At 73.4% G+C, this 18,458-nt stretch carries 17 protein-coding genes; all 17 read right to left on the reverse strand.

The features are described from left to right. Positions 1–44: 44 nt before the first annotated feature. Positions 45–1,214: a hypothetical protein gene (locus ACFQW6_RS04660; RefSeq protein WP_378541774.1), complete on the reverse strand. Its 1,170-nt coding sequence runs from the start codon at positions 1,212–1,214 to the stop codon at positions 45–47. A gap of 345 nt (positions 1,215–1,559) precedes the next feature. Further along, positions 1,560–2,885: an RsmB/NOP family class I SAM-dependent RNA methyltransferase gene (locus ACFQW6_RS04665; protein ID WP_378541776.1), complete on the reverse strand. Its 1,326-nt coding sequence runs from the start codon at positions 2,883–2,885 to the stop codon at positions 1,560–1,562. Then, positions 2,878–3,291 carry an MmcQ/YjbR family DNA-binding protein gene (locus tag ACFQW6_RS04670; RefSeq protein WP_378541778.1) on the reverse strand — a complete coding sequence of 138 codons (414 nt, stop codon included), beginning with the start codon at positions 3,289–3,291 and terminating at the stop codon, positions 2,878–2,880. Before ACFQW6_RS04670 ends, ACFQW6_RS04665 begins: the two co-directional genes overlap by 8 nt. Then, complete coding sequence (fmt, locus tag ACFQW6_RS04675; protein WP_378541780.1) at positions 3,288–4,229, reverse strand: methionyl-tRNA formyltransferase; 942 nt, start codon at positions 4,227–4,229, stop codon at positions 3,288–3,290. Before fmt ends, ACFQW6_RS04670 begins: the two co-directional genes overlap by 4 nt. 13 nt (positions 4,230–4,242) lie before the next feature. Further along, positions 4,243–4,788, reverse strand: a complete 546-nt coding sequence (gene def / locus ACFQW6_RS04680; protein WP_378541782.1) for a peptide deformylase — start codon at positions 4,786–4,788, stop codon at positions 4,243–4,245. Positions 4,789–4,961: 173 nt separating this feature from the next. Further along, positions 4,962–6,971, reverse strand: coding sequence for a primosomal protein N' (locus ACFQW6_RS04685; RefSeq protein WP_378541784.1), 2,010 nt, complete (start codon positions 6,969–6,971; stop codon positions 4,962–4,964). A gap of 183 nt (positions 6,972–7,154) precedes the next feature. Further along, positions 7,155–8,357, reverse strand: a complete 1,203-nt coding sequence (gene metK / locus ACFQW6_RS04690; RefSeq protein ID WP_378541786.1) for a methionine adenosyltransferase — start codon at positions 8,355–8,357, stop codon at positions 7,155–7,157. Positions 8,358–8,427: 70 nt separating this feature from the next. Further along, positions 8,428–9,645 (reverse strand): bifunctional phosphopantothenoylcysteine decarboxylase/phosphopantothenate--cysteine ligase CoaBC, encoded by a 1,218-nt coding sequence (gene coaBC, locus ACFQW6_RS04695; RefSeq protein WP_378541788.1) that lies wholly within the window; start codon positions 9,643–9,645, stop codon positions 8,428–8,430. A gap of 13 nt (positions 9,646–9,658) precedes the next feature. Continuing rightward, the gene (gene rpoZ / locus ACFQW6_RS04700) at positions 9,659–9,970 is read right to left on the reverse strand and encodes a DNA-directed RNA polymerase subunit omega (RefSeq protein ID WP_172261153.1); all 312 of its coding nucleotides are present in this window, start codon (positions 9,968–9,970) and stop codon (positions 9,659–9,661) included. 15 nt (positions 9,971–9,985) lie between these two features. Beyond that, entirely contained in the window at positions 9,986–10,609 is a 624-nt protein-coding gene (gene gmk / locus ACFQW6_RS04705) for a guanylate kinase (protein ID WP_378541791.1), read from the reverse strand. Beyond that, positions 10,606–10,929, reverse strand: a complete 324-nt coding sequence (mihF, locus tag ACFQW6_RS04710; RefSeq protein WP_191195682.1) for an integration host factor, actinobacterial type — start codon at positions 10,927–10,929, stop codon at positions 10,606–10,608. Before mihF ends, gmk begins: the two co-directional genes overlap by 4 nt. A 142-nt stretch (positions 10,930–11,071) precedes the next feature. Then, positions 11,072–11,509, reverse strand: a complete 438-nt coding sequence (locus tag ACFQW6_RS04715) for a hypothetical protein (protein ID WP_378541793.1) — start codon at positions 11,507–11,509, stop codon at positions 11,072–11,074. After that, positions 11,506–12,330, reverse strand: a complete 825-nt coding sequence (pyrF, locus tag ACFQW6_RS04720; RefSeq protein WP_378541795.1) for an orotidine-5'-phosphate decarboxylase — start codon at positions 12,328–12,330, stop codon at positions 11,506–11,508. Before pyrF ends, ACFQW6_RS04715 begins: the two co-directional genes overlap by 4 nt. Then, on the reverse strand, positions 12,327–13,199 hold the full coding sequence (locus tag ACFQW6_RS04725) for a nitronate monooxygenase (protein ID WP_378541798.1): 873 nt from the start codon (positions 13,197–13,199) through the stop codon (positions 12,327–12,329). Before ACFQW6_RS04725 ends, pyrF begins: the two co-directional genes overlap by 4 nt. Continuing rightward, positions 13,196–14,053, reverse strand: a complete 858-nt coding sequence (locus tag ACFQW6_RS04730) for a hypothetical protein (protein WP_378541800.1) — start codon at positions 14,051–14,053, stop codon at positions 13,196–13,198. Before ACFQW6_RS04730 ends, ACFQW6_RS04725 begins: the two co-directional genes overlap by 4 nt. Further along, a complete protein-coding gene (locus ACFQW6_RS04735; RefSeq protein WP_378541802.1) occupies positions 14,046–15,113 on the reverse strand; it encodes a quinone-dependent dihydroorotate dehydrogenase in 1,068 nt (355 codons plus the stop codon). Before ACFQW6_RS04735 ends, ACFQW6_RS04730 begins: the two co-directional genes overlap by 8 nt. Before the next feature lie 2 nt (positions 15,114–15,115). Then, the gene (gene carB, locus ACFQW6_RS04740) at positions 15,116–18,457 is read right to left on the reverse strand and encodes a carbamoyl-phosphate synthase large subunit (protein WP_378541804.1); all 3,342 of its coding nucleotides are present in this window, start codon (positions 18,455–18,457) and stop codon (positions 15,116–15,118) included. Position 18,458 lies beyond the last annotated feature (1 nt).

Below are 18,458 nucleotides of genomic sequence, written 5' to 3' on the forward strand. Positions count from 1 at the left end.
GGCGCGACCGGGCGTACCGAGACCACCAGCCGTCGCGGGAGCCGTTACGGCGCCGAGGTCTCCGACGGCTGCTCCTGCTCGGGCTGCTGTTGCTGCTGCCCGTCCTGCTGCTGGGTCTGCTGGTCGCCGGGCTGGGTCTGCTGGTCGCCGGGCTGGGTCTGCTGGTCGCCGGGCTGGGTCTGCTGGTCGCCGGGCTGGGTCTGCTGGTCGCCGGGCTGGGTCTGCTGGTCGCCGGGCTGGGTCTCTTGCGGCTTGTCCACGGTCACGGTGACGACGCCGGACCAGCCCTCGTCGGCGTACTGGCTCTCGGGACGGTGCCAGCGGAACTCGGTGGTCTGAGCCACGGGTACGACGACCCGCGCGACGCCGTCGCGGGACGCGAGGACCGGCTTGCCGACCGGCGCCCACTGGCCGCCGGGCGAGCGGGACTCCAGCACGAGCGGGTCGCCCGTGAGGCGTCCGGACCCGTCGGTGACCCGGCCGGTGAGCTCGACCTCCTCGTCGGGCTTCACCTGCTGGCGGCCCGCCGCCATGCTGGTGGACAGCGCCACGCCCTCGAAGTCGAGGGTCGAGCCGGAGGCCCGGACGGCGTCGAGATTGAAGGCCTTGCCGTCGCAGCCGAAGCCGGTGACCGCGAAGCCGGGGCCGTCGCCGTGGGCGGCGGCGAACTGCGCCGGTGTCGCCGAACCGACCCGATCGACGACGGCTCCCGAGCCGAGCTCGACGAGCGCCCAGTCGTAGGTGAGGGAGGAGGAGGACACGGTGGTCCAGGATCCGGCGGGGGCCGACACGGCCGCGCGCCCGCGCCAGGCGGTGCCGGCCGGGCTCTGACGGCTCACGGCCATGACCCAGGAGACACCCGAGCTGCCACCGGTGGCCGCGACGGCGACCGACGAGTCGAGGCCGGCGAGCGAGTCGAACGAGGCGTAGGGGCCGGCTGCGCTACCGGCGGCGGTCGGGACGAGGCCCAGCGACCGGCGTCCGAGCGGAGCGGCGTAGGGACCGAGGTTGATGCGAGAGGCGGGCGCGGCTGCGTTGCCGAGCAGGTCGGTGCACCCGACGTAGGTGAGGTAGACGTCGGCGTCGCCCGTGGCGGGCCCCGACAGCGTGCGCGAGCCTCCCGCGGCGTGGGCGGGACTCGTGATCAGTGTCGTCCCCACCGTCAGGGTCAAGGTCGTGGCGGCCAGGGCCGTCATGATGCTGCGCACGTGCATGAATTCCTGCTCCTGCTCCCCGTGACACGGCACACCCCTCCGGTGTGCCGAGCTGCCTCCATCATGCTGGTCAGAGCAAAGGATGTGAACCGCCCAGGCGTGGAAGTCACCCCAATTGGTGGCCGGAAAGCTCCACGGGAGCCCGGAGGGTGGCGGCACGTCGCAGCCACGGGGAGCCTTCGCATGTGGTCTGCCGCCACCCACGCCGTCGCCGCGCCTGCTCCCAGTGGCCCTTCTGTCGGTATCTAGGGACGAATCGGTAGGCGATTCGGGGTCGAAGCCGACCACAACGTCCCTAGATACCGCGATCAGGCGAGCCCTCGCCACGGCGACCGTCGTGCCGGGTCAGGCCCGTCGCCGCAGGGTGGCCGCGAACATCGCGTCGGTGCCGTCGCGGTGCGGCCACAGCTGGAAGTGGTCCACCTCGTCGGTGTCGCCGCGGCGGGCCAGCACGGCGCGTACGACGTCGGTCGTCTCCGCGACGACGGGCGAGCAGGTCGCGTAGACGACCACCCCGCCCGGTCGCACCGACTCCAGCGCCGCGTCGAGCAGCACCTGCTGGATCGCCACCAGCGCCTCGACGTCCTCGGGGGTGCGCCGCCAGCGCGACTCGGGACGTCGGCGGAGCGCACCGAGCCCCGAGCACGGGGCGTCGACCAGCACCCGGTCGAAGGTCCCGGGGAGCCAGGCGGGGCGCATGCCGTCGCCGGCGAGCACATGTGCGGCGGCCTCGGGTGTGGCACGCAGCGCGGACGCGACCAGCGCGGCCCGGTGCGGCTGCCGCTCGTTGGCGACGAGGACGGCGCCGCGCTGGGCGGCGAGCGCCGCCAGCAGGGCGGCCTTGCCCCCCGGCCCCGCGCACAGGTCGAGCCACCGTTCGTCCCGTCCGTCGACCGAGGCGTCGGCGAGCGCGAGCGCGACGACCTGCGAACCCTCGTCCTGCACGCCGGCGCGTCCCTCGGCGACCGCAGGGACGGCCGACGGGTCGCCACCGGCCAGGGTCACGGCGTACGGCGACCGGCCGGTGCGGGTGCCGCCGGCGGCCTCGAGCTCCTCGACGGTCGCCATGCCGGGACGCGCGACCAGCGTGACCCGCGGCGGGGCGTTGTCGGCCTCCAGCAGCGCGTCGAGCTCCTCGTCGCTGCCGACGGACGCGGCCAGCGCCTCTCCCAGCACCGCCACGACCCACCGGGGGTGGGACCGGGCGACGGCGAGGTGGGCGTACGGGTCGTCCTGCCGGTTCGGGGCGACCTCCGCGACCCATCCGGCGAGGTCGCGTCGGCTGATCGTGCGCAGGACGGCATTGACCAGGCCGGCAGGTCCCCGGCCGACGGCGGCGCGGACGAGGTCGACGCTGGTCGAGATGGCGGCATGGTCGGGGACCCGCATGGAGAGCAGCTGGTGCGTCCCCAGCCGCAACACGTCGCGGACCTCCGGCTGGAGCCGCGGCTTGGTCAGGCAGGCGTCGATGACGGCGTCGTACAACCCGTGCATCCGGATGGCCCCGGACGACAGCTCGGTGGCCAGCGCGGCGTCGCGACCGGCCAGCCCGTGCTTGCGCAGGACCTGCGGCAGCACGAGGTTCGCGTAGGCGTCGTCGGTGCGCACCGCCGTGAGCACGTCGAGCGCCGCGCGACGGGCCTTGTCGACCGGGCCGCGGCGGTCACTCACCGAGGTGCTCCCGCACGAGCTTCCGGGGGGCCTTGGCCGCCCAGGCGTCGGTGATGATCTCCTCGAGCTCGTCGCGGCCGATCTCCCCGAGCCGTGACTGCTGCACGAGCACGGCGGCGTAGCCCTTGAAGTGGTCGATGGTGAAGAACGGCGTGGACTCGTCCGCGACCAGGGCGTGCTTCTCCACCTCGGTCGGCGTCGTGATCACGACCAGGTCGTCGTACATCTCCCCCGTCTCGGCGTCGACGGCGGACTTGTGCGGCGCGCGGTAGAGCACGAAGCCCTTGCCCTTGTCGCCCCGAGGCACCTTCCAGGTCGGTCGGTCGCCCCAGGAGATCCCGAGCTCGGTCTCCGGCAGGCTGCCGCAGATCTCGTCGACGTCCTCCGGACGAGCGGGCCGGCTCACGAGGAGGCGTCCTGCTCGCCGAGGCGGACGCCCGACTCCAGGCGTACGCCGCGCGCCCAGTCGGCGGCACCCATCTGCTTCTTGCCGAAGGCCTTGACCTGACCGAGCTCAACGGGCGTGGTCGCGGTGCCGACGTGGACTGCGTTCTTGGTGACCTCCAGGACACCCGGGGCCAGCGGCTCGCGGTCGACCGGGCGCAGCGGCCCGATCTTGATCCGCTCACCCTCGAAGGTGCTCCACGCACCCGGGGCTGGATCGCAGGCGCGCACCTGCCGGTCGATGGCCACGGCCGGGAGGTTCCAGTCGACGCGCGCGTCCTCGACGAGGATCTTGGGCGCGAACGAGACGCCCTCCTCCTGCTGCTCGCGCGCCTCGAGGGTGCCGTCCTCGATCCCGTCGAGGGTCTGGACGAGCAGGCCCGCTCCTCCTTCGGCCAGGCGCGCGAGGAGGTCGCCGGAGGTGTCGGTGGGCCGCACCCGCTCGGTCATCACCCCGAAGACCGGTCCGGCGTCGAGCGCCTTGACGATCCGGAAGGTCGTCGCGCCGGTGACCTCGTCGCCCGCCCAGATCGCGTGCTGCACGGGGGCGGCGCCGCGCCAGGACGGGAGCACGGAGAAGTGCAGGTTGATCCAGCCGTGCGGCACCAGGTCGAGCGCCGACTGCGGGAGCAGGGCGCCGTACGCCACGACCGGGCAGGCGTCGGGGCGCAGCGCAGCGAGCTCCTGCTGGAAGTCCGGGTCGCGCGGGTGCTCCGGCTTGAGGACGGGGACGCCGAGCTCCTCCGCCCGCTGGGCGACCGGGCTGGCGACCAGCCTGCGACCCCGCCCGCTCGGGGCGTCGGGTCGGGTGACGACGCCGACGAGCTCGTGGCGGCTGTCGGCGATCGCGTCGAGCGCGGGCACGGCGACCTCGGGCGTGCCGGCGAAGACGACGCGCATCAGCTGGGGACCTTCATCGGGCGAATCCGTTCGTCGGGTGGGGGCTGAACCGGACCGTCGGCCGCTCGAGCCCGAACCACTCGGACTCGCGGATCTCCTTCATCGCCGCCTTGCGCGCGGCGGTGTCGAGCTTGTCGATGAAGAGGATGCCGTCGAGGTGGTCGGTCTCGTGCTGCATGGCGCGGGCCAGGAGCTCAGACGCCTCGATCCGCTGCGGCTCGCCGTGCATGTCGAAGCCGGTCGCGACGACAGTCAGCGCGCGGAGGCAGTCGTAGGTCAGCTCCGGGAGGGAGAGGCAGCCCTCCGCTCCGTCCTGGGTCTCGTCGGACAGCTCGAGGGAGGGGTTGACCAGGTGGCCGACCTCGCCGTGGACGTTCCAGGTGAAGACTCGGAGGCCCACACCGATCTGCGGTGCCGCGAGGCCGGCGCCGGGGGCGGCGAGCATCGTGTCGGTCAGGTCGGTGACGAGCTGGCGGACCTCGCGGTCGAAGTCGTCGACCTCCACCGCGCGCTGGCGGAGCACGGGATCACCGAAGAGACGGATGGGCTGGACGGCCACGGAGCTCCTTCGCTCGGCTGGTCGCGGACTGGGTGGACTGGGGCGGAACTGGCTCGGGCGTTCGAGCAGTGGCCAAGTCTAGGGAGCCGCCGGCGGTGCCGTCATGGCGGCCGGTCGCCGCGCGGCGTGACGTGCGACGTCTGCGCACGACCCGGGTGGCGGCGGGCGGCCGCTCAGATCGACAGGGGGTCGACCTGGATCCGGACGGGGTCGAGCTTGCGGGCCGAGCGCAGCCGCTGGAGGTCGCCGAGCGAGCGGGAGAGCGCCTCGCCGCTGGACCGCGGCACGCGGAGAAGGACCCGGTGCTCGTCGTCGACCGGCACCGGCCCGAGCACCTCCGCCCCGGCGGGCAGGTCGACCAGGTGGAGGACGTCGTCGAGCGCCCCGAGGTCACCCGTGACCGTCGCGAGCCGGGCAGCCGGCGGGAGGTGGGCCTGCGAGCGCTCCTGCGCCTCCCGACGGGCGAAGCCGGTCGGGTCCCACCGCACGAGCGCCTGCAGCGCGGGGTGGGCCGGGTCGCCCACCGCCACGACGTGGCCGCCGGGCCGCACCAGGGCCGCCGCGTTGAGCCACCGGCGCAGGGCCTCCTCGGCCGCCCGCAGGTCGTCGCGGGCCAGGCTCAGCCAGGTGTCGAGGACGACGACGGCCGCGTAGCCCTCGTCGGCGACGGGCTCGGCCCCGACGGTGGCGACCACGAGGTCGGCCGCCTCGCCGACCCGGTCGACGACCCGCTCGCCGCTGGAGCTGCGGACGGTGGTGCCGGGGAACATCCGGCCCAGCTCCTCCGCGGTGCGGGCCTCGCCCCGCACCGGCGCGCGAAGCCCGTGGCCACCGCACGTGGGGCACGCCCAGGCCGCCTCGACGTGGCCGCACCACCGGCAGTGCGGTGGCACCGCCGGACCGTCCACGACCAGCGGTCCGGTGCAGGCGGTGCAGCGGGCGGGGGCGCGGCAGGTGTCGCAGGCCAGCGACGCGGCGTAGCCGGCACGCGGCGTCTGCACGAGGACCGGCCCGGAGGTGAGACCGCGCCGGATGGCGTCGTAGGCGGCGCGCGGCACGCGGGTGCCGACAGAGCGGTCCTCGGCCGGGACGACCTCGACGCGGGCGCGCCGCCGCAGCACCTCGCGCGGCACCGCCAGCTCGTGGGCCCAGCCGGTGGCGACCAGCTGCTCGGCCTCCGGGGTGCGGGCCACGCCACCGAGGAGCGCCGCCGTCCCCTGCTGCTCGGCGCGGACGAGGAGCACCTCCCGGGTGTGCGGGTAGGGCGCGCGGGGCTCGGCGTGGAGGTCGTCGCCGTCGTCCCACAGCACCACGAGACCGAGGTCGTGCACGGGCGCGAAGGCCGCGGAGCGGGTGCCGACGACGATCCGTCGCGCTCCGCGGGACACGGCCAGGAAGTCGCGGTAGCGGGCTGCGGGGCCGCCGTCGGCGGTCAGGCAGACGTGGTGCCCCTCACCCAGCCGGTCAGCCAGGGCGGCGTCGACCCGCGCGACGTCACGGCGGTCCGGGACGCAGACCAGCGCGCCCCGCCCGGCGGCGTACGTCGTCGCCACGGCCTCGGCGACCATCGCCGGCCAGTCGTCTCCGGGGGCTGCCGCCCACACCGCGCGCGGCGACCCGCCGGAGGCGAGGTGGCGGAGGTAGGCGTCGGCGTGGCCGACCTCCGACCAGGTCGTGGGCGCCTCGACCGACGGGGGCTCGGGTGCGCGCTCGGACGCGACCTTCTCCGTGGCCGCGTGGCGGGGCGGCACGGCCAGGCGGAGCACGTCGGACCGCGCGCCGGCGTACCTCCGGGCCAGGGTCTCGCTGAGGTCGACGATCTCCGGCGCGAGCACCGGCTCGGGGCTCACCACGCGACGCAGCGGCTGGAGGGCCCCGGTGTGGTCGGTGTGGCCCGTCCGCTCGACGACGTAGCCGTCGACGTCCTGGCCGGCGAAGCGCACCTTGACCCGTGCGCCCGGCACTGCGGTCTCCGCCATCCCCGTCGGCACCGCGTAGTCGAACGGCCGGTCGAGGTGGGCCAGCGCGATGTCGACGAGGACCCGTGCGACGGGGTCGGTCTGGGCAGGCTGCCAGGCCGCAGCCGTGCGCCGCCGGGTCGCCGCCGCCTTGGCCTTGGCGTCGTCGACGGCAGCACGAAGCCCCGGGAGCATCTCGGCTTCCGGGGCTTCGTGGGACGTCATGCGGTCGATTCTGTCAGCGCGCCCCGACAGTCGGACTCGGTGGGCGAGTCTGACACTTGGAGGGGGTTGCAACGGCCTCCAAGTGTCAGTTTCCCCGCTCGAGCGGGGATCCCGACAGCGAGGCGGGGATCCCGAGAGCCGGCGAGCGGGAACCCGACAGCGGCGGGGACCGGAACGCTGCGATCAGATGCCGACGGCGGCCTTGAGCTTGTCGGCGCGGTCGGTGTTCTCCCAGGTGAACTCCGGGAGCTCGCGACCGAAGTGGCCGTAGGCCGAGGTCTGGGCGTAGATCGGGCGGAGCAGGTCGAGGTCGCGGATGATCGCGGCGGGGCGGAGGTCGAAGACCTCGAGGACGGCGTCCTGGATCTTCTCGTCCGGGACGACGCCGGTGCCGAACGTCTCGATGAACACGCCGACGGGGGCGGCCTTGCCGATGGCGTAGGCGACCTGCGCCTCGCAGCGGCTGGCCAGGCCCGCGGCCACGACGTTCTTCGCGACCCAGCGCATCGCGTAGGCGGCCGAGCGGTCCACCTTCGACGGGTCCTTGCCGGAGAACGCGCCGCCGCCGTGGCGGGCCATGCCGCCGTAGGTGTCGACGATGATCTTGCGGCCGGTGAGCCCGGCGTCGCCCATCGGGCCACCGATGACGAACGTGCCGGTGGGGTTGACCAGCATCCGGTAGCCGTCGGAGGGCAGGTCGACGTCGGCGAGCACGTGGTCGATGACGTGCTGCTTGATGTCGGCCTCCAGCGTGGCGTGCTCGACGTCGGGGTCGTGCTGCGTGGAGAGCACGACGGTGTCGATGCGCAGCGGGCGGTCGTTCTCGTCGTACTCGATGGTGACCTGGGTCTTGCCGTCGGGACGGAGGTAGCCGAGCGTGCCGTCCTTGCGGACCTCGGTGAGGCGCTGCGCGAGCCGCTGCGCGATGGTGATCGGGAGCGGCATCAGCTGCGGGGTGTCGTCGCAGGCGTAGCCGAACATCAGGCCCTGGTCACCGGCGCCGCGCTTGTCGAGCTCGTCCTCGGAGGAGCCGACCCGCGACTCGTGGCCGGCGTCGACACCGGCGGCGATGTCGGTGGACTGGGCGCCGATGGCGACCTGGACGCCGCAGGTGTGGCCGTCGAAGCCCTTGTCCGAGGAGTCGTAGCCGATCTCGAGGATCGCCTTGCGGACGATGTCGGCGACGGGGGCGTAGGCGGTCGTGCGCACCTCACCGGCGACCACGACGAGGCCAGTGGTCAGCAGCGTCTCGACGGCCACGCGCAGGTTGGCCTTGTCGGCGTCCTCGGCCATCAGGTGGTCGAGGACCGAGTCGCTGATCCGGTCGGCGATCTTGTCGGGGTGTCCCTCGGTCACGGACTCGGAGGTGAACAGGCGTCCAGCCACGTTGATCTCGATTCTTCTCTGTAACGGTTGGATGAAACGTACCCGCCGACCAGCATCCGGGACGCGCGTCTCAGGGCGCGAATCGCCGGGCGACCTCGTCCCAGATGACGTGGGCGAGTGCGGCCTTGGACCCGCGCGGGACCTCCACGGCGGCTCCGTCGGCGGCGAGGACGACCGCCTCGTTGTCGGCGCTGCCGAAGACGGCTCCCCCGCTGACGTCGTTGACGACGAGGAGGTCGCAGCCCTTGCGGGCCAGCTTGGCGCGCCCGAGGTCGAGCACCGAGCCGGTGGCGTCGCCGGTCTCGGCGGCGAAGCCCACGATGACGGCGTCCTCGCGAGCCCGGTCGCGCGAGATCTCGGCGAGGATGTCGGGGTTCTGCGCCAGCTCGATGGCCGGCGCGGACCCGTCGTCGGCCTTCTTGATCTTGGCCTCGCTCACGGCCGTGGGCCGGAAGTCGGCGGGTGCCGCGGCCATCACGACCGCGTCGGCGGTGGCGGTCGCGGCAACGACCGCCTCCCGCAGCTGCTCGGTCGTCTCGACGCGTACGACGTTGACGCCGGCAGGGTCGGACAGGGTCACGTTCGCGCTGACGAGGGTGACGTGGGCGCCCCGCGAGGCCGCGGCCCGGGCGAGGGCGTAGCCCTGGAGGCCTGAGGACCGGTTGCCGAGGAACCGGACCGGGTCGAGGTACTCCCGGGTGCCGCCCGCGGAGACGACCACCTTGCGACCGGCGAGGTCCTGGGTGGTGTCGGGGCCGCGGTCGAGCAGCCCCCGCACCAGCTCGTAGATCTCGGCGGGCTCCGGCAGCCGGCCCTTGCCGGTGTCGGCGCCGGTGAGGCGGCCGACGGCGGGCTCGATGACGACCGCCCCGCGCTCGCGGAGGGTGGCGACGTTCGCCTGGGTCGCCGGGTGCTCCCACATCTCGGTGTGCATCGCCGGGGCGAAGACGACCGGGCAGCGCGCGGTGAGGAGCGTGTTGGTGAGGAGGTCGTCGGCCAGGCCGTGCGCCGCGCGGGCGAGCAGGTCGGCGGTCGCCGGTGCGACCACGACCACGTCGGCCTGCTGGCCGATGTGGACGTGGGGCACGGCGTGGACGTCGGTCCAGACGTCGGTGGCGACGGGCTTGCCCGACAGGGCGGACCACGTCGGGGCGCCGATGAACTTCAACGCCGAGGCCGTGGGCACGACGGTGACGTCGTGCCCCGACTCGGTGAACCGGCGGAGGAGCTCGCAGGCCTTGTAGGCCGCGATGCCGCCGGAGACCCCCAGGACGACCCTCACGGTCATCGTGAGGCTCGCGTCACTCCGTGGCGTCGCCGGCAGCAGCCTCAGCGGCGGCGGCCTCGGCGGCGGGGTCGATGTCCTCGCAGGTCAGGAGGTCGTCGTTGATCTCGCGGAGCGCGATCGAGAGCGGCTTCTCCTGGACGTGGGTGTCGACGAGCGGGCCGACGTACTCCAGCAGGCCCTCCCCGAGCTGGGAGTAGTAGGCGTTGATCTGGCGGGCACGCTGGGCGCTGTAGAGCACCAGCTTGTACTTGCTGTCGGTCTTGGTGAGCAGGTCGTCGATCGAGGGGTTGGTCACGCCCTCGGCGGCGATGGTGGGAGAAGCCACGGTGTGGGTGCCTCGCTAGTCAGATGTGGATGGAGCAGGTCCAACCATCAAGGTTACCAACTCGTCGGCAGCGGCGTGAACTTCGTGGTTCACGATGGTGACGTCGAACTCGCTCTCGGCCGCCAGCTCGGCCCGCGCGGTCTCGAGGCGGCGCTCCCGCTCGGCCTCGGTCTCGGTGCCACGGCCGACGAGGCGGCGTACGAGCTCCTCCCACGACGGCGGCTTGAGGAAGACGAACAGCGCATCGGGCATCGTCTCGCGCACCTGCCGGGCGCCCTGGAGGTCGATCTCCAGCATCGCGGGCTGGCCGGACGCCAGGGCGAGGTCGACGGGGCCACGGGGGGTGCCGTAGCGGGCGGTCTTGTGGACCACGGCCCACTCGAGCAGGTCACCGTTCTCGACCATCGCGTCGAACTCCTCGTCGGAGACGAACCAGTAGTGCACGCCGTTCTCCTCGCCGGGACGAGGCTTGCGCGTGGTGGCGGAGACGGAGAGCCACACCTCGGGGTGCGTCTCGCGGACGGCGGCGGCGACGGTGCCCTTGCCGACGGCGGTGGGGCCGGCGAGGACGATCAGCCGGGAGCGGGTGGGGGTGGTGCCGGTCGAGCCGGCGGCAGGAGTCTCGGCGGTGTGGGTCACGAGGCGTCGGGGCCGAACTCACGCTCGAGCGCAGCGACCTGCTTGACGCCCAGCCCGCGCACGCGGCGACTCTCGGCGATGTTGAGCCGCTCCATCACCTGGCGGGCGCGCACGCGGCCCAGGCCGGGCACCGACTGGAGGAGCTCGACGACGCGCATCTTGCCGATGACCTCGTTGGTCTGGCCCTCGTGCAGCACGTCGACGATCGAGCCACCGGAGTTCTTGAGGCGGTTCTTCACCTCGGCCCGCTCGCGTCGGGAGGCCGCAGCCTTGTCGAGGGCTGCCTGGCGCTGCTCGGGCGTCAGAGGGGGCAAGGCCACGAAAGCGATCCTTCTGGGGTCGGACGAGGGTCGGACGGGCGTCGGACGGGGATCCGGACGGTGCGGATCAATCTAGTCAGGTCGCGTCGGGTCGGGCAATCGGGCCCGCGGCCGGATGTCCCCGACGTGACCTTCACCATGGTCAGCGCGACAGCGGGGTCCCGCACACGTCGAGCGCGTGCTGCTCGACGGCGGCCATGGCGTCGACGGTGCGCTCGGCCCCGACCGCGCGAGCGGCCGCCTCGATCTCCTCGCGCGCGTCGGCGGCGAGCCCGGCGGGGGGCTCGTCGGCCCGGTACGTCGACGGGTCGACGTCATGGGCGTCGAGCGCCTCCTCGAGGGTGCGCAGTGGTCCGACGACCGCCGACCAGTCGTCGGCGATGTCGCGCGGCGCCTGCTCGGCGAGGTCCTCGTAGTCGTCGAGGGCGTCGAAGACGGCGCCGGCGTCGTCGGAGGCGGCGACGTCACTGAGGTCGGCCTGGTGGTCCTCGACCGCCTCGCAGTAGTCGGCCTGCGGGTCGCTCGAGCAGCCCGTCACCGCCAGGCAGACCAGGAGGGTCGCCGGGGCCAGCAGCTTCACGCCCCCAAGCCTCGCACGGCGTCGTTGCCGCGCCGGGCGGCGTCGCGGAGCGCGCCCACGTCGGGCCCGGCCCGCAGCACGTCGCGCGAGGAGCTGGGAAGCGCCCACCGGGAGGCCCGCCCGAAGATGCGAGCCATGTCGTCGACCGTGCCGCCCTGGGCGCCGAAGCCCGGCACGAGCAGCGGGCCGTTGACGTCGAGGTCCTCCTCGGTGTCGCCGATCGTGGCTCCGACGACCGCGCCGAAGGAGCCGACCGGATCGGCTCCCGCGTTCGCGACGCGCAGGTGCGCCAGCACCGCCCCGGCCACCGTCCCGTCGCCGGTGCGGGCGTGCTGGACCTCCGGGCCCTCCTTGTTGGAGGTCAGGGCGAGCACGAACAGCCCGCTGCCGTGGCGCCGGCAGGCCTCGAGCATCGGGTCGAGCGAGCCGAAGCCGAGGTAGGGGCTGGCGGTGACCGCGTCCGAGCCGAGCGGCGACGTGGGGTCGAGGTAGGCGTCGGCGTAGGCCTGGCTCGTCGAGCCGATGTCGCCCCGCTTGGCGTCCATCAGCACCAGCGCCCCGGCCGCGCGGGACTCGGCCACGACGCGCTCGAGGACGGCGATCCCGCGACTGCCGAAGCGCTCGTAGAACGCGCTCTGCGGCTTCACCACGCCGACGACCGGCGCGACCGCCTCCACCACGGTGAGCGCGAACCGCTCCAGCGACGCCACGTCGTCGTCGAGGCCCCACTCGTGCAGCAGCGCCGCGTGCGGGTCGATGCCGACGCAGAACCGCCCCCGCTCCTCGATCGCGTGGGCCAGGCGGGTGCCGAACGGCGTCATCGGGTCTCCTCGGAACGAGCATCGGGGCGGGCATCGGGACGGGCATCGGGACGGGGATCGAGGGCGACCCGCAGGCGGGTCACGGTCGTCGGGTCGTGGAGCAGCGCAGTCCCGACCTGTACGGCGATCGCGCCGGCGTCGAGGTACGCGTTGGCCGAGCGCAGGTCGTGCACGCCGCCGCACCCGATGATCGGGACGTCCGGCAGCGCCCGGTGCACCTCGGCGACGCAGCGCAGCGCGACGGGGGCGACGGCGGGGCCGCTGAGGCCACCGGCCCGCCCGTCGGGGAACGCGGCCGGCACGGCGTTGCCGACGACGATCGCGGTGGCGCCGGCCTCGTGGCAGGAGCGGGCGCCCTCGACGATCCGGGAGACGTCGGGGCGCAGCTTGGCCAGCACGGGCCGGTCAGCGGGGAACTCGCGGCGCACGGCCGCGATCACGCTCGCCGAGTGGTAGGGCTCGCGCACCTCGAACAGGCCGGCGCCGACCTCGTCGGGCGCACCGACGTTGACCTCGAGCCCGGCGACGCCGGGGGCGCGGCTGAGGCGGCGGGCGAGGTCGGCGTACTCCCCCATCGTCGAGCCGGCGATCGACACGTGGACGCGCGCGCCGGCGCGCACGAGCCAGGGCAGCTCGGTGGCAAGGAAGTGCTCGAGGCCGGGGTTGGGCAGGCCGACGGCGTTGACCAGCCCGCCGGGCACCTCGACGACCCGTGGCCCGGGGCCGCCGCTGCGGGCGTCGAGGGTGATCGAGCGGGTGACGAGGTCGAGACCGACCAGGCCGTCGGGACCGGCGTACGGCTCGAGCTCGCGCCCGGTGCCGCCGCACCCGGCGGCGACCATCACCGGCCCCGGCAGGTGCGCGCTCATCGCACCTGCCCCAGGGCGTCCGGCAGCGCGTCCCACCGGATCCGGTCGCCCCGCACGACGGGACCCTCGGCGCAGGCCCGGACGACACGCTCCACGCCGTCCTCGCCCACGACGGGCAGCGGGCACCCGTGGCACAGGCCGGTGCCGCACGGGGTGGGCGTCTCGACCGCGACCTGGCTCCACGCGCCGGCGCGCTCGGCGGCGGCTGCTGCGCTGCGGAGCACGGCGTGCGGCCCGGCCGCGTAGACGACGTCGGCGTCGCTGCGGCGGACGAGGTCGTCGACGTGGTCCCCGACCGTGCCGCGCTGGCCGACGGAGCCGTCGGCGGTGAGGACGGTGACCGACCGGGCCGATCGCCTCGCCTCCAGCGCCGAGAGCAGGCGCGCCTCGTCGGGCGCGGAGACGACGAGCGAGACCGCGCACCCGCGCTCACGGAGGCGCTCGGCGAGCGGGAAGAGCGGGGCGGCGGCGTAGCCCTCCCCGACCAGCAGGCACGACACGGCGTCCTTGGGCAGGGCGAACGGTCGCCCGAGCGGGCCGGTGATCGCGATCCGCGCACCGACCGGCTGCGCGGCGAGCCACTCGGTGCCGCTCCCCCGCGCCTCGACGACGACGTCGAGCGTGGGACCGAACGCGCTCGACGCCCGGACCCGGTGCACCCACAGGGCCCGGCGGGCGACGTGGCCGGCGACGGTGACCGCGACGAAGTTGCCCGCCCGGAACCGCTCGGGGACGCCCGGCGCCGTCAGGGTCAGGTGGCGGTAGCCGCCGACGCGCTTGGTGGCGACCACCTCGCCGTCGACGTGCACGCTCGGGTGGAGGCTGGCGTGGACCCGTCCCCGCTCGTCAGCCATTCGTGGCGAGACCCCGCACGATGCGCCGGGGCCACAGCGGGCCCTCGTAGACGAAGGCGGTGTATCCCTGCAGGAGATCGGCACCGGCCGCGAGCCGCCGCCGCGCGTCGTCGACGGTGGTGATGCCGCCGACGCCGACGAGGGTGAGGTCGGGGCCGACGCGGTCCCGCAGCAGGCGTACGACGTCCTCCGAGCGCTGGGTGAGCGGACGTCCGCTCAGCCCGCCGGCCCCGACCTGCTGCACGCGGGACGTCGGCGTGGCGAGCCCGTCGCGGCTGATGGTCGTGTTGGTGGCGATGACGCCGTCGAGCCCGGTCGCCAGCGCGAGGTCGGCCACGGCCAGCACGTCGTCGTCGCTGAGGTCGGGGGCGATCTTGACCAGGAGGGGCACGCGGTGGTCGGGACGCGCCTCGTCGGCGCGACGGCGTACGGCGGACAGGATCGGCTCGAGCTTCTCCACCGCCTGCAGGTCGCGCAGGCCGGGCGTGTTGGGCGAGGAGACGTTGACGACGAGGTAGTCGGCGAAGGGGGCGAGGAGGCCGGCCGACTTCTCGTAGTCGCGGGCCGCCTCGTCCTCGGGCACGACCTTGGTCTTGCCGATGTTGACCCCCAGAATGGGAGCACCGAGGAACGAGGTGCTGCCCTTCTGTTCTTGCACCCTGCGCCGTGACTGTCTGGCCTCGAGCCGCCGTGCGACGACCTCGGCACCGTCGTTGTTGAAGCCCATCCGGTTGACGATCGCGCGGTCGTCGGTGAGCCGGAACAACCGCGGCTGCGGGTTGCCGGGCTGGGCCTCGCCGGTGACGGTCCCGATCTCGACGTGCCCGAAGCCGAGGGCGGCCAGCCCGTCGATCCCGACGGCGTTCTTGTCGAAGCCGGCGGCGAGCCCGAGCGGGTGCGGGAACGTCAGCCCCAGGGCGTGCACCGGCGCGGACGGCACGCGCACGGCCCGGGACGTGACGGGCGCCGCCGCCCGGATCGCCCGGAACGCCGCGTGGTGGATGCGCTCGGGGTCGACCCGGGTGAGGGCCTGCTCGAAGAGGACGTCGTAGGGCCGCACCGTCAGGCGTCCCCGCCGTTGCTCGCCAGCGCCGCCCAGTCCTGCAGCGAGCGCACGCCGATGTCGCCGCGGCGCATCGCCTCGAGCCCCTGCACAGCGGCACCGAGCCCCTGGATGGTGGTGATGCACGGGATGTCGGTGAGCACGGCGGCCGTGCGGATGTCGTAGCCGTCGGCGCGCGGCGAGCCGCCGCTCGTGGCGCCGTGGGGCGTGTTGATGACCAGGTCGACCTCGCGGTCGCGGATCAGCCCGACGATCGTGCGCTCGCCGTCCGGTCCCTCGCCCTCGGACTGCTTGCGCACGACCGTGGACTGGACGCCGTTGCGGCGCAGCACCTCCGCCGTGCCCGCGGTCGCGAGGATCTCGAAGCCCATGTCGGCGATCTGCTTGACCGGGAAGATCATGTGCCGCTTGTCGCGGTTGGCGACCGACACGAACACCTTGCCGGACAGCGGCAGCGACCCGTAGGCCGCGGCCTGCGCCTTGGCGAAGGCGGTGCCGAAGAAGGCGTCGAAGCCCATCACCTCACCGGTCGAGCGCATCTCGGGACCGAGCAGCGCGTCGACGGTGCGGCCGTCGGAGGTCTTGAAGCGGTCGAAGGGCATGACCGCCTCCTTGACGGCGATCGGCGAGCCGTCGGGCAGGTGCCCGCCGTCGCCCTCCGCGGGAAGCACGCCTGCGACGCGCAGCTCGGCGATCGACTCCCCCAGCATCACCCGGGCCGCGGCCTTGGCCAGCGGCGTCGCGGTGGCCTTGGAGACGAACGGCACGGTCCGCGACGCGCGCGGGTTGGCCTCCAGGACGTAGAGCACGTCGGAGGCCAGGGCGAACTGGATGTTGAGCAGGCCACGCACGTCGAGGCCTCGGGCGATCGCCTCGGTGGAGCTGCGGATCCGGTCGATCTCCTCGCGGCCCAGCGTGATCGGCGGCAGCGCGCACGAGGAGTCGCCGGAGTGGATGCCGGCCTCCTCGATGTGCTCCATCACGCCGCCGAGGAAGAGCTCCTCGCCGTCGAAGATGGCGTCCACGTCGATCTCGACGGCGTCGTCGAGGAACCGGTCGACCAGCACCGGCTGGCGCTCGTTGATCAGCCCGTTGGCGACGTACTTCTCGAGGTACGCCTCCAGTGCGGCGTCGTCGTACACGATCTCCATGCCGCGCCCGCCGAGGACGTAGGACGGCCGCACCAGGACCGGGTAGCCGATCTCGTGGGCGATCCGCTGCGCCTGGGGGTACGACGTCGCCGTGCCGTGCTTGGGCGCCGGCAGGCCGGCGTCGGCGAGGACGCGACCGAACGCGCCCCGCTCCTCGGCGAGGTGGATCGCCTCCGGGGTGGTGCCCACGATCGGCACGCCCGCGTCGGCGAGGCCCTGCGCGAGGCCGAGCGGCGTCTGACCGCCGAGCTGGCACACGACGCCGGCCACCGGGCCGGCCTGCTGCTCGGCGTGGACGATCTCGAGGACGTCCTCCAGCGTGAGCGGCTCGAAGTACAGCCGGTCGGAGGTGTCGTAGTCGGTGCTCACCGTCTCCGGGTTGCAGTTGACCATGATCGTCTCGTAGCCGGCCTCGGCCAGCGCGAGCGAGGCGTGGACGCAGCTGTAGTCGAACTCGATGCCCTGGCCGATGCGGTTGGGCCCGGAGCCGAGGATGATCACGGCCTCCTTGCCCTCGGCGCGGGGCCGCACCTCGGTCTCCTCGTCGTAGGACGAGTAGTGGTAGGGCGTCTGCGCGGCGAACTCGGCGGCGCAGGTGTCGACCGTCTTGAAGACCGGCCGGATGCCCAGTGCGTGCCGGACACCGCGGACGACGTCGGCGGACAGGCCGCGGATCCTGCCGACCTGCTCGTCGGAGAAGCCGTGGCGCTTGGCGAGGCGGAGCAGGTCGGGCGTGAGCTCGGTCGCCTCGATGAGCTGCACGGCGACCTCGTTGATCAGCGCGAGCTGGTCGACGAACCACGGGTCGATGGCGGTCGCGTCGAAGATCTCCTCCGGCGTCGCACCGGCCCGGATGGCGTCCATGACCTTCTTGAGCCGGCCGTCGTGCGGGACCTTGATCTCCTCGAGCAGCGCCGCCTTGGAGTCGTCGGAGGCGAGCTCGTCGTCGAAGTGCTTGTGCCAGTCGAACGGCGCGTGCTTGCTCTCCAGGGAGCGCAGCGCCTTCTGCAGCGCCTCGGTGAAGTTGCGACCGATGGCCATCGCCTCGCCGACCGACTTCATGTGGGTGGTCAGCGTCGGGTCGGCCTCGGGGAACTTCTCGAAGGCGAAGCGCGGCACCTTGACCACGACGTAGTCGAGCGAGGGCTCGAACGACGCCGGTGTCTCCTGCGTGATGTCGTTCTGGATCTCGTCGAGGGTGTAGCCGATGGCGACCTTCGCCGCGATCTTGGCGATCGGGAAGCCGGTGGCCTTCGAGGCGAGCGCCGAGGACCGCGAGACGCGCGGGTTCATCTCGATGACGATCAGGCGACCGTCCACCGGGTTGACGGCGTACTGGATGTTGCAGCCACCCGTGTCGACGCCGACCGCGCGGATGATGTCGATCGCGAGGTCGCGCATCTTCTGGTACTCGCGGTCGGTGAGCGTCATGGCGGGCGCGACGGTGATGGAGTCACCCGTGTGCACGCCCATCGGGTCGAGGTTCTCGATGGAGCAGACGATCACGCTGTTGTCGGCGCTGTCGCGCATGACCTCGAGCTCGTACTCCTTCCAGCCGAGGATCGACTCCTCGAGGAGCACCTCGGTGGTCGGGCTGGCGTCGAGACCCGCGCCGCCGATGCGGCGCAGGTCCGCCTCGTCGTACGCCATCCCGGACCCCGTGCCGCCCATCGTGAACGACGGGCGGACCACCATCGGGTAGCCGAGGTCGTCGGCGGCCGCGAGCAGGTCGTCCAGCGAGTGGCAGATGACGCTGCGGGCGGACTCCCCACCGAGCTGCTCGACGATCTTCTTGAACTGCTGGCGGTTCTCGCCGCGCTCGATGGCCTCGATCGAGGCGCCGATCAGCTCGACGCCGTACTTCTCGAGGACGCCGGCCTTGTCGAGGGCCATCGCGCAGTTGAGCGCGGTCTGGCCGCCCAGGGTGGCGAGCAGCGCGTCGGGGCGCTCCTTGGCGATGACCTTCTCGACGTAGTCGGGCGTGATCGGCTCGACGTAGGTCGCGTCGGCGAACTCCGGGTCGGTCATGATCGTGGCCGGGTTGGAGTTGACCAGGACGACCCGCAGGCCCTCCTGGCGCAGCACCCGGCACGCCTGGGTGCCGGAGTAGTCGAACTCGCAGGCCTGGCCGATGATGATCGGCCCGGAGCCGATGACCAGGACGCTCTGGATGTCGGTGCGCTTGGGCATG

Origin of the sequence: Nocardioides sp. GCM10028917, from assembly GCF_042666175.1 — a bacterium.
In the GTDB taxonomy this organism is placed as follows: domain Bacteria; phylum Actinomycetota; class Actinomycetes; order Propionibacteriales; family Nocardioidaceae; genus Nocardioides.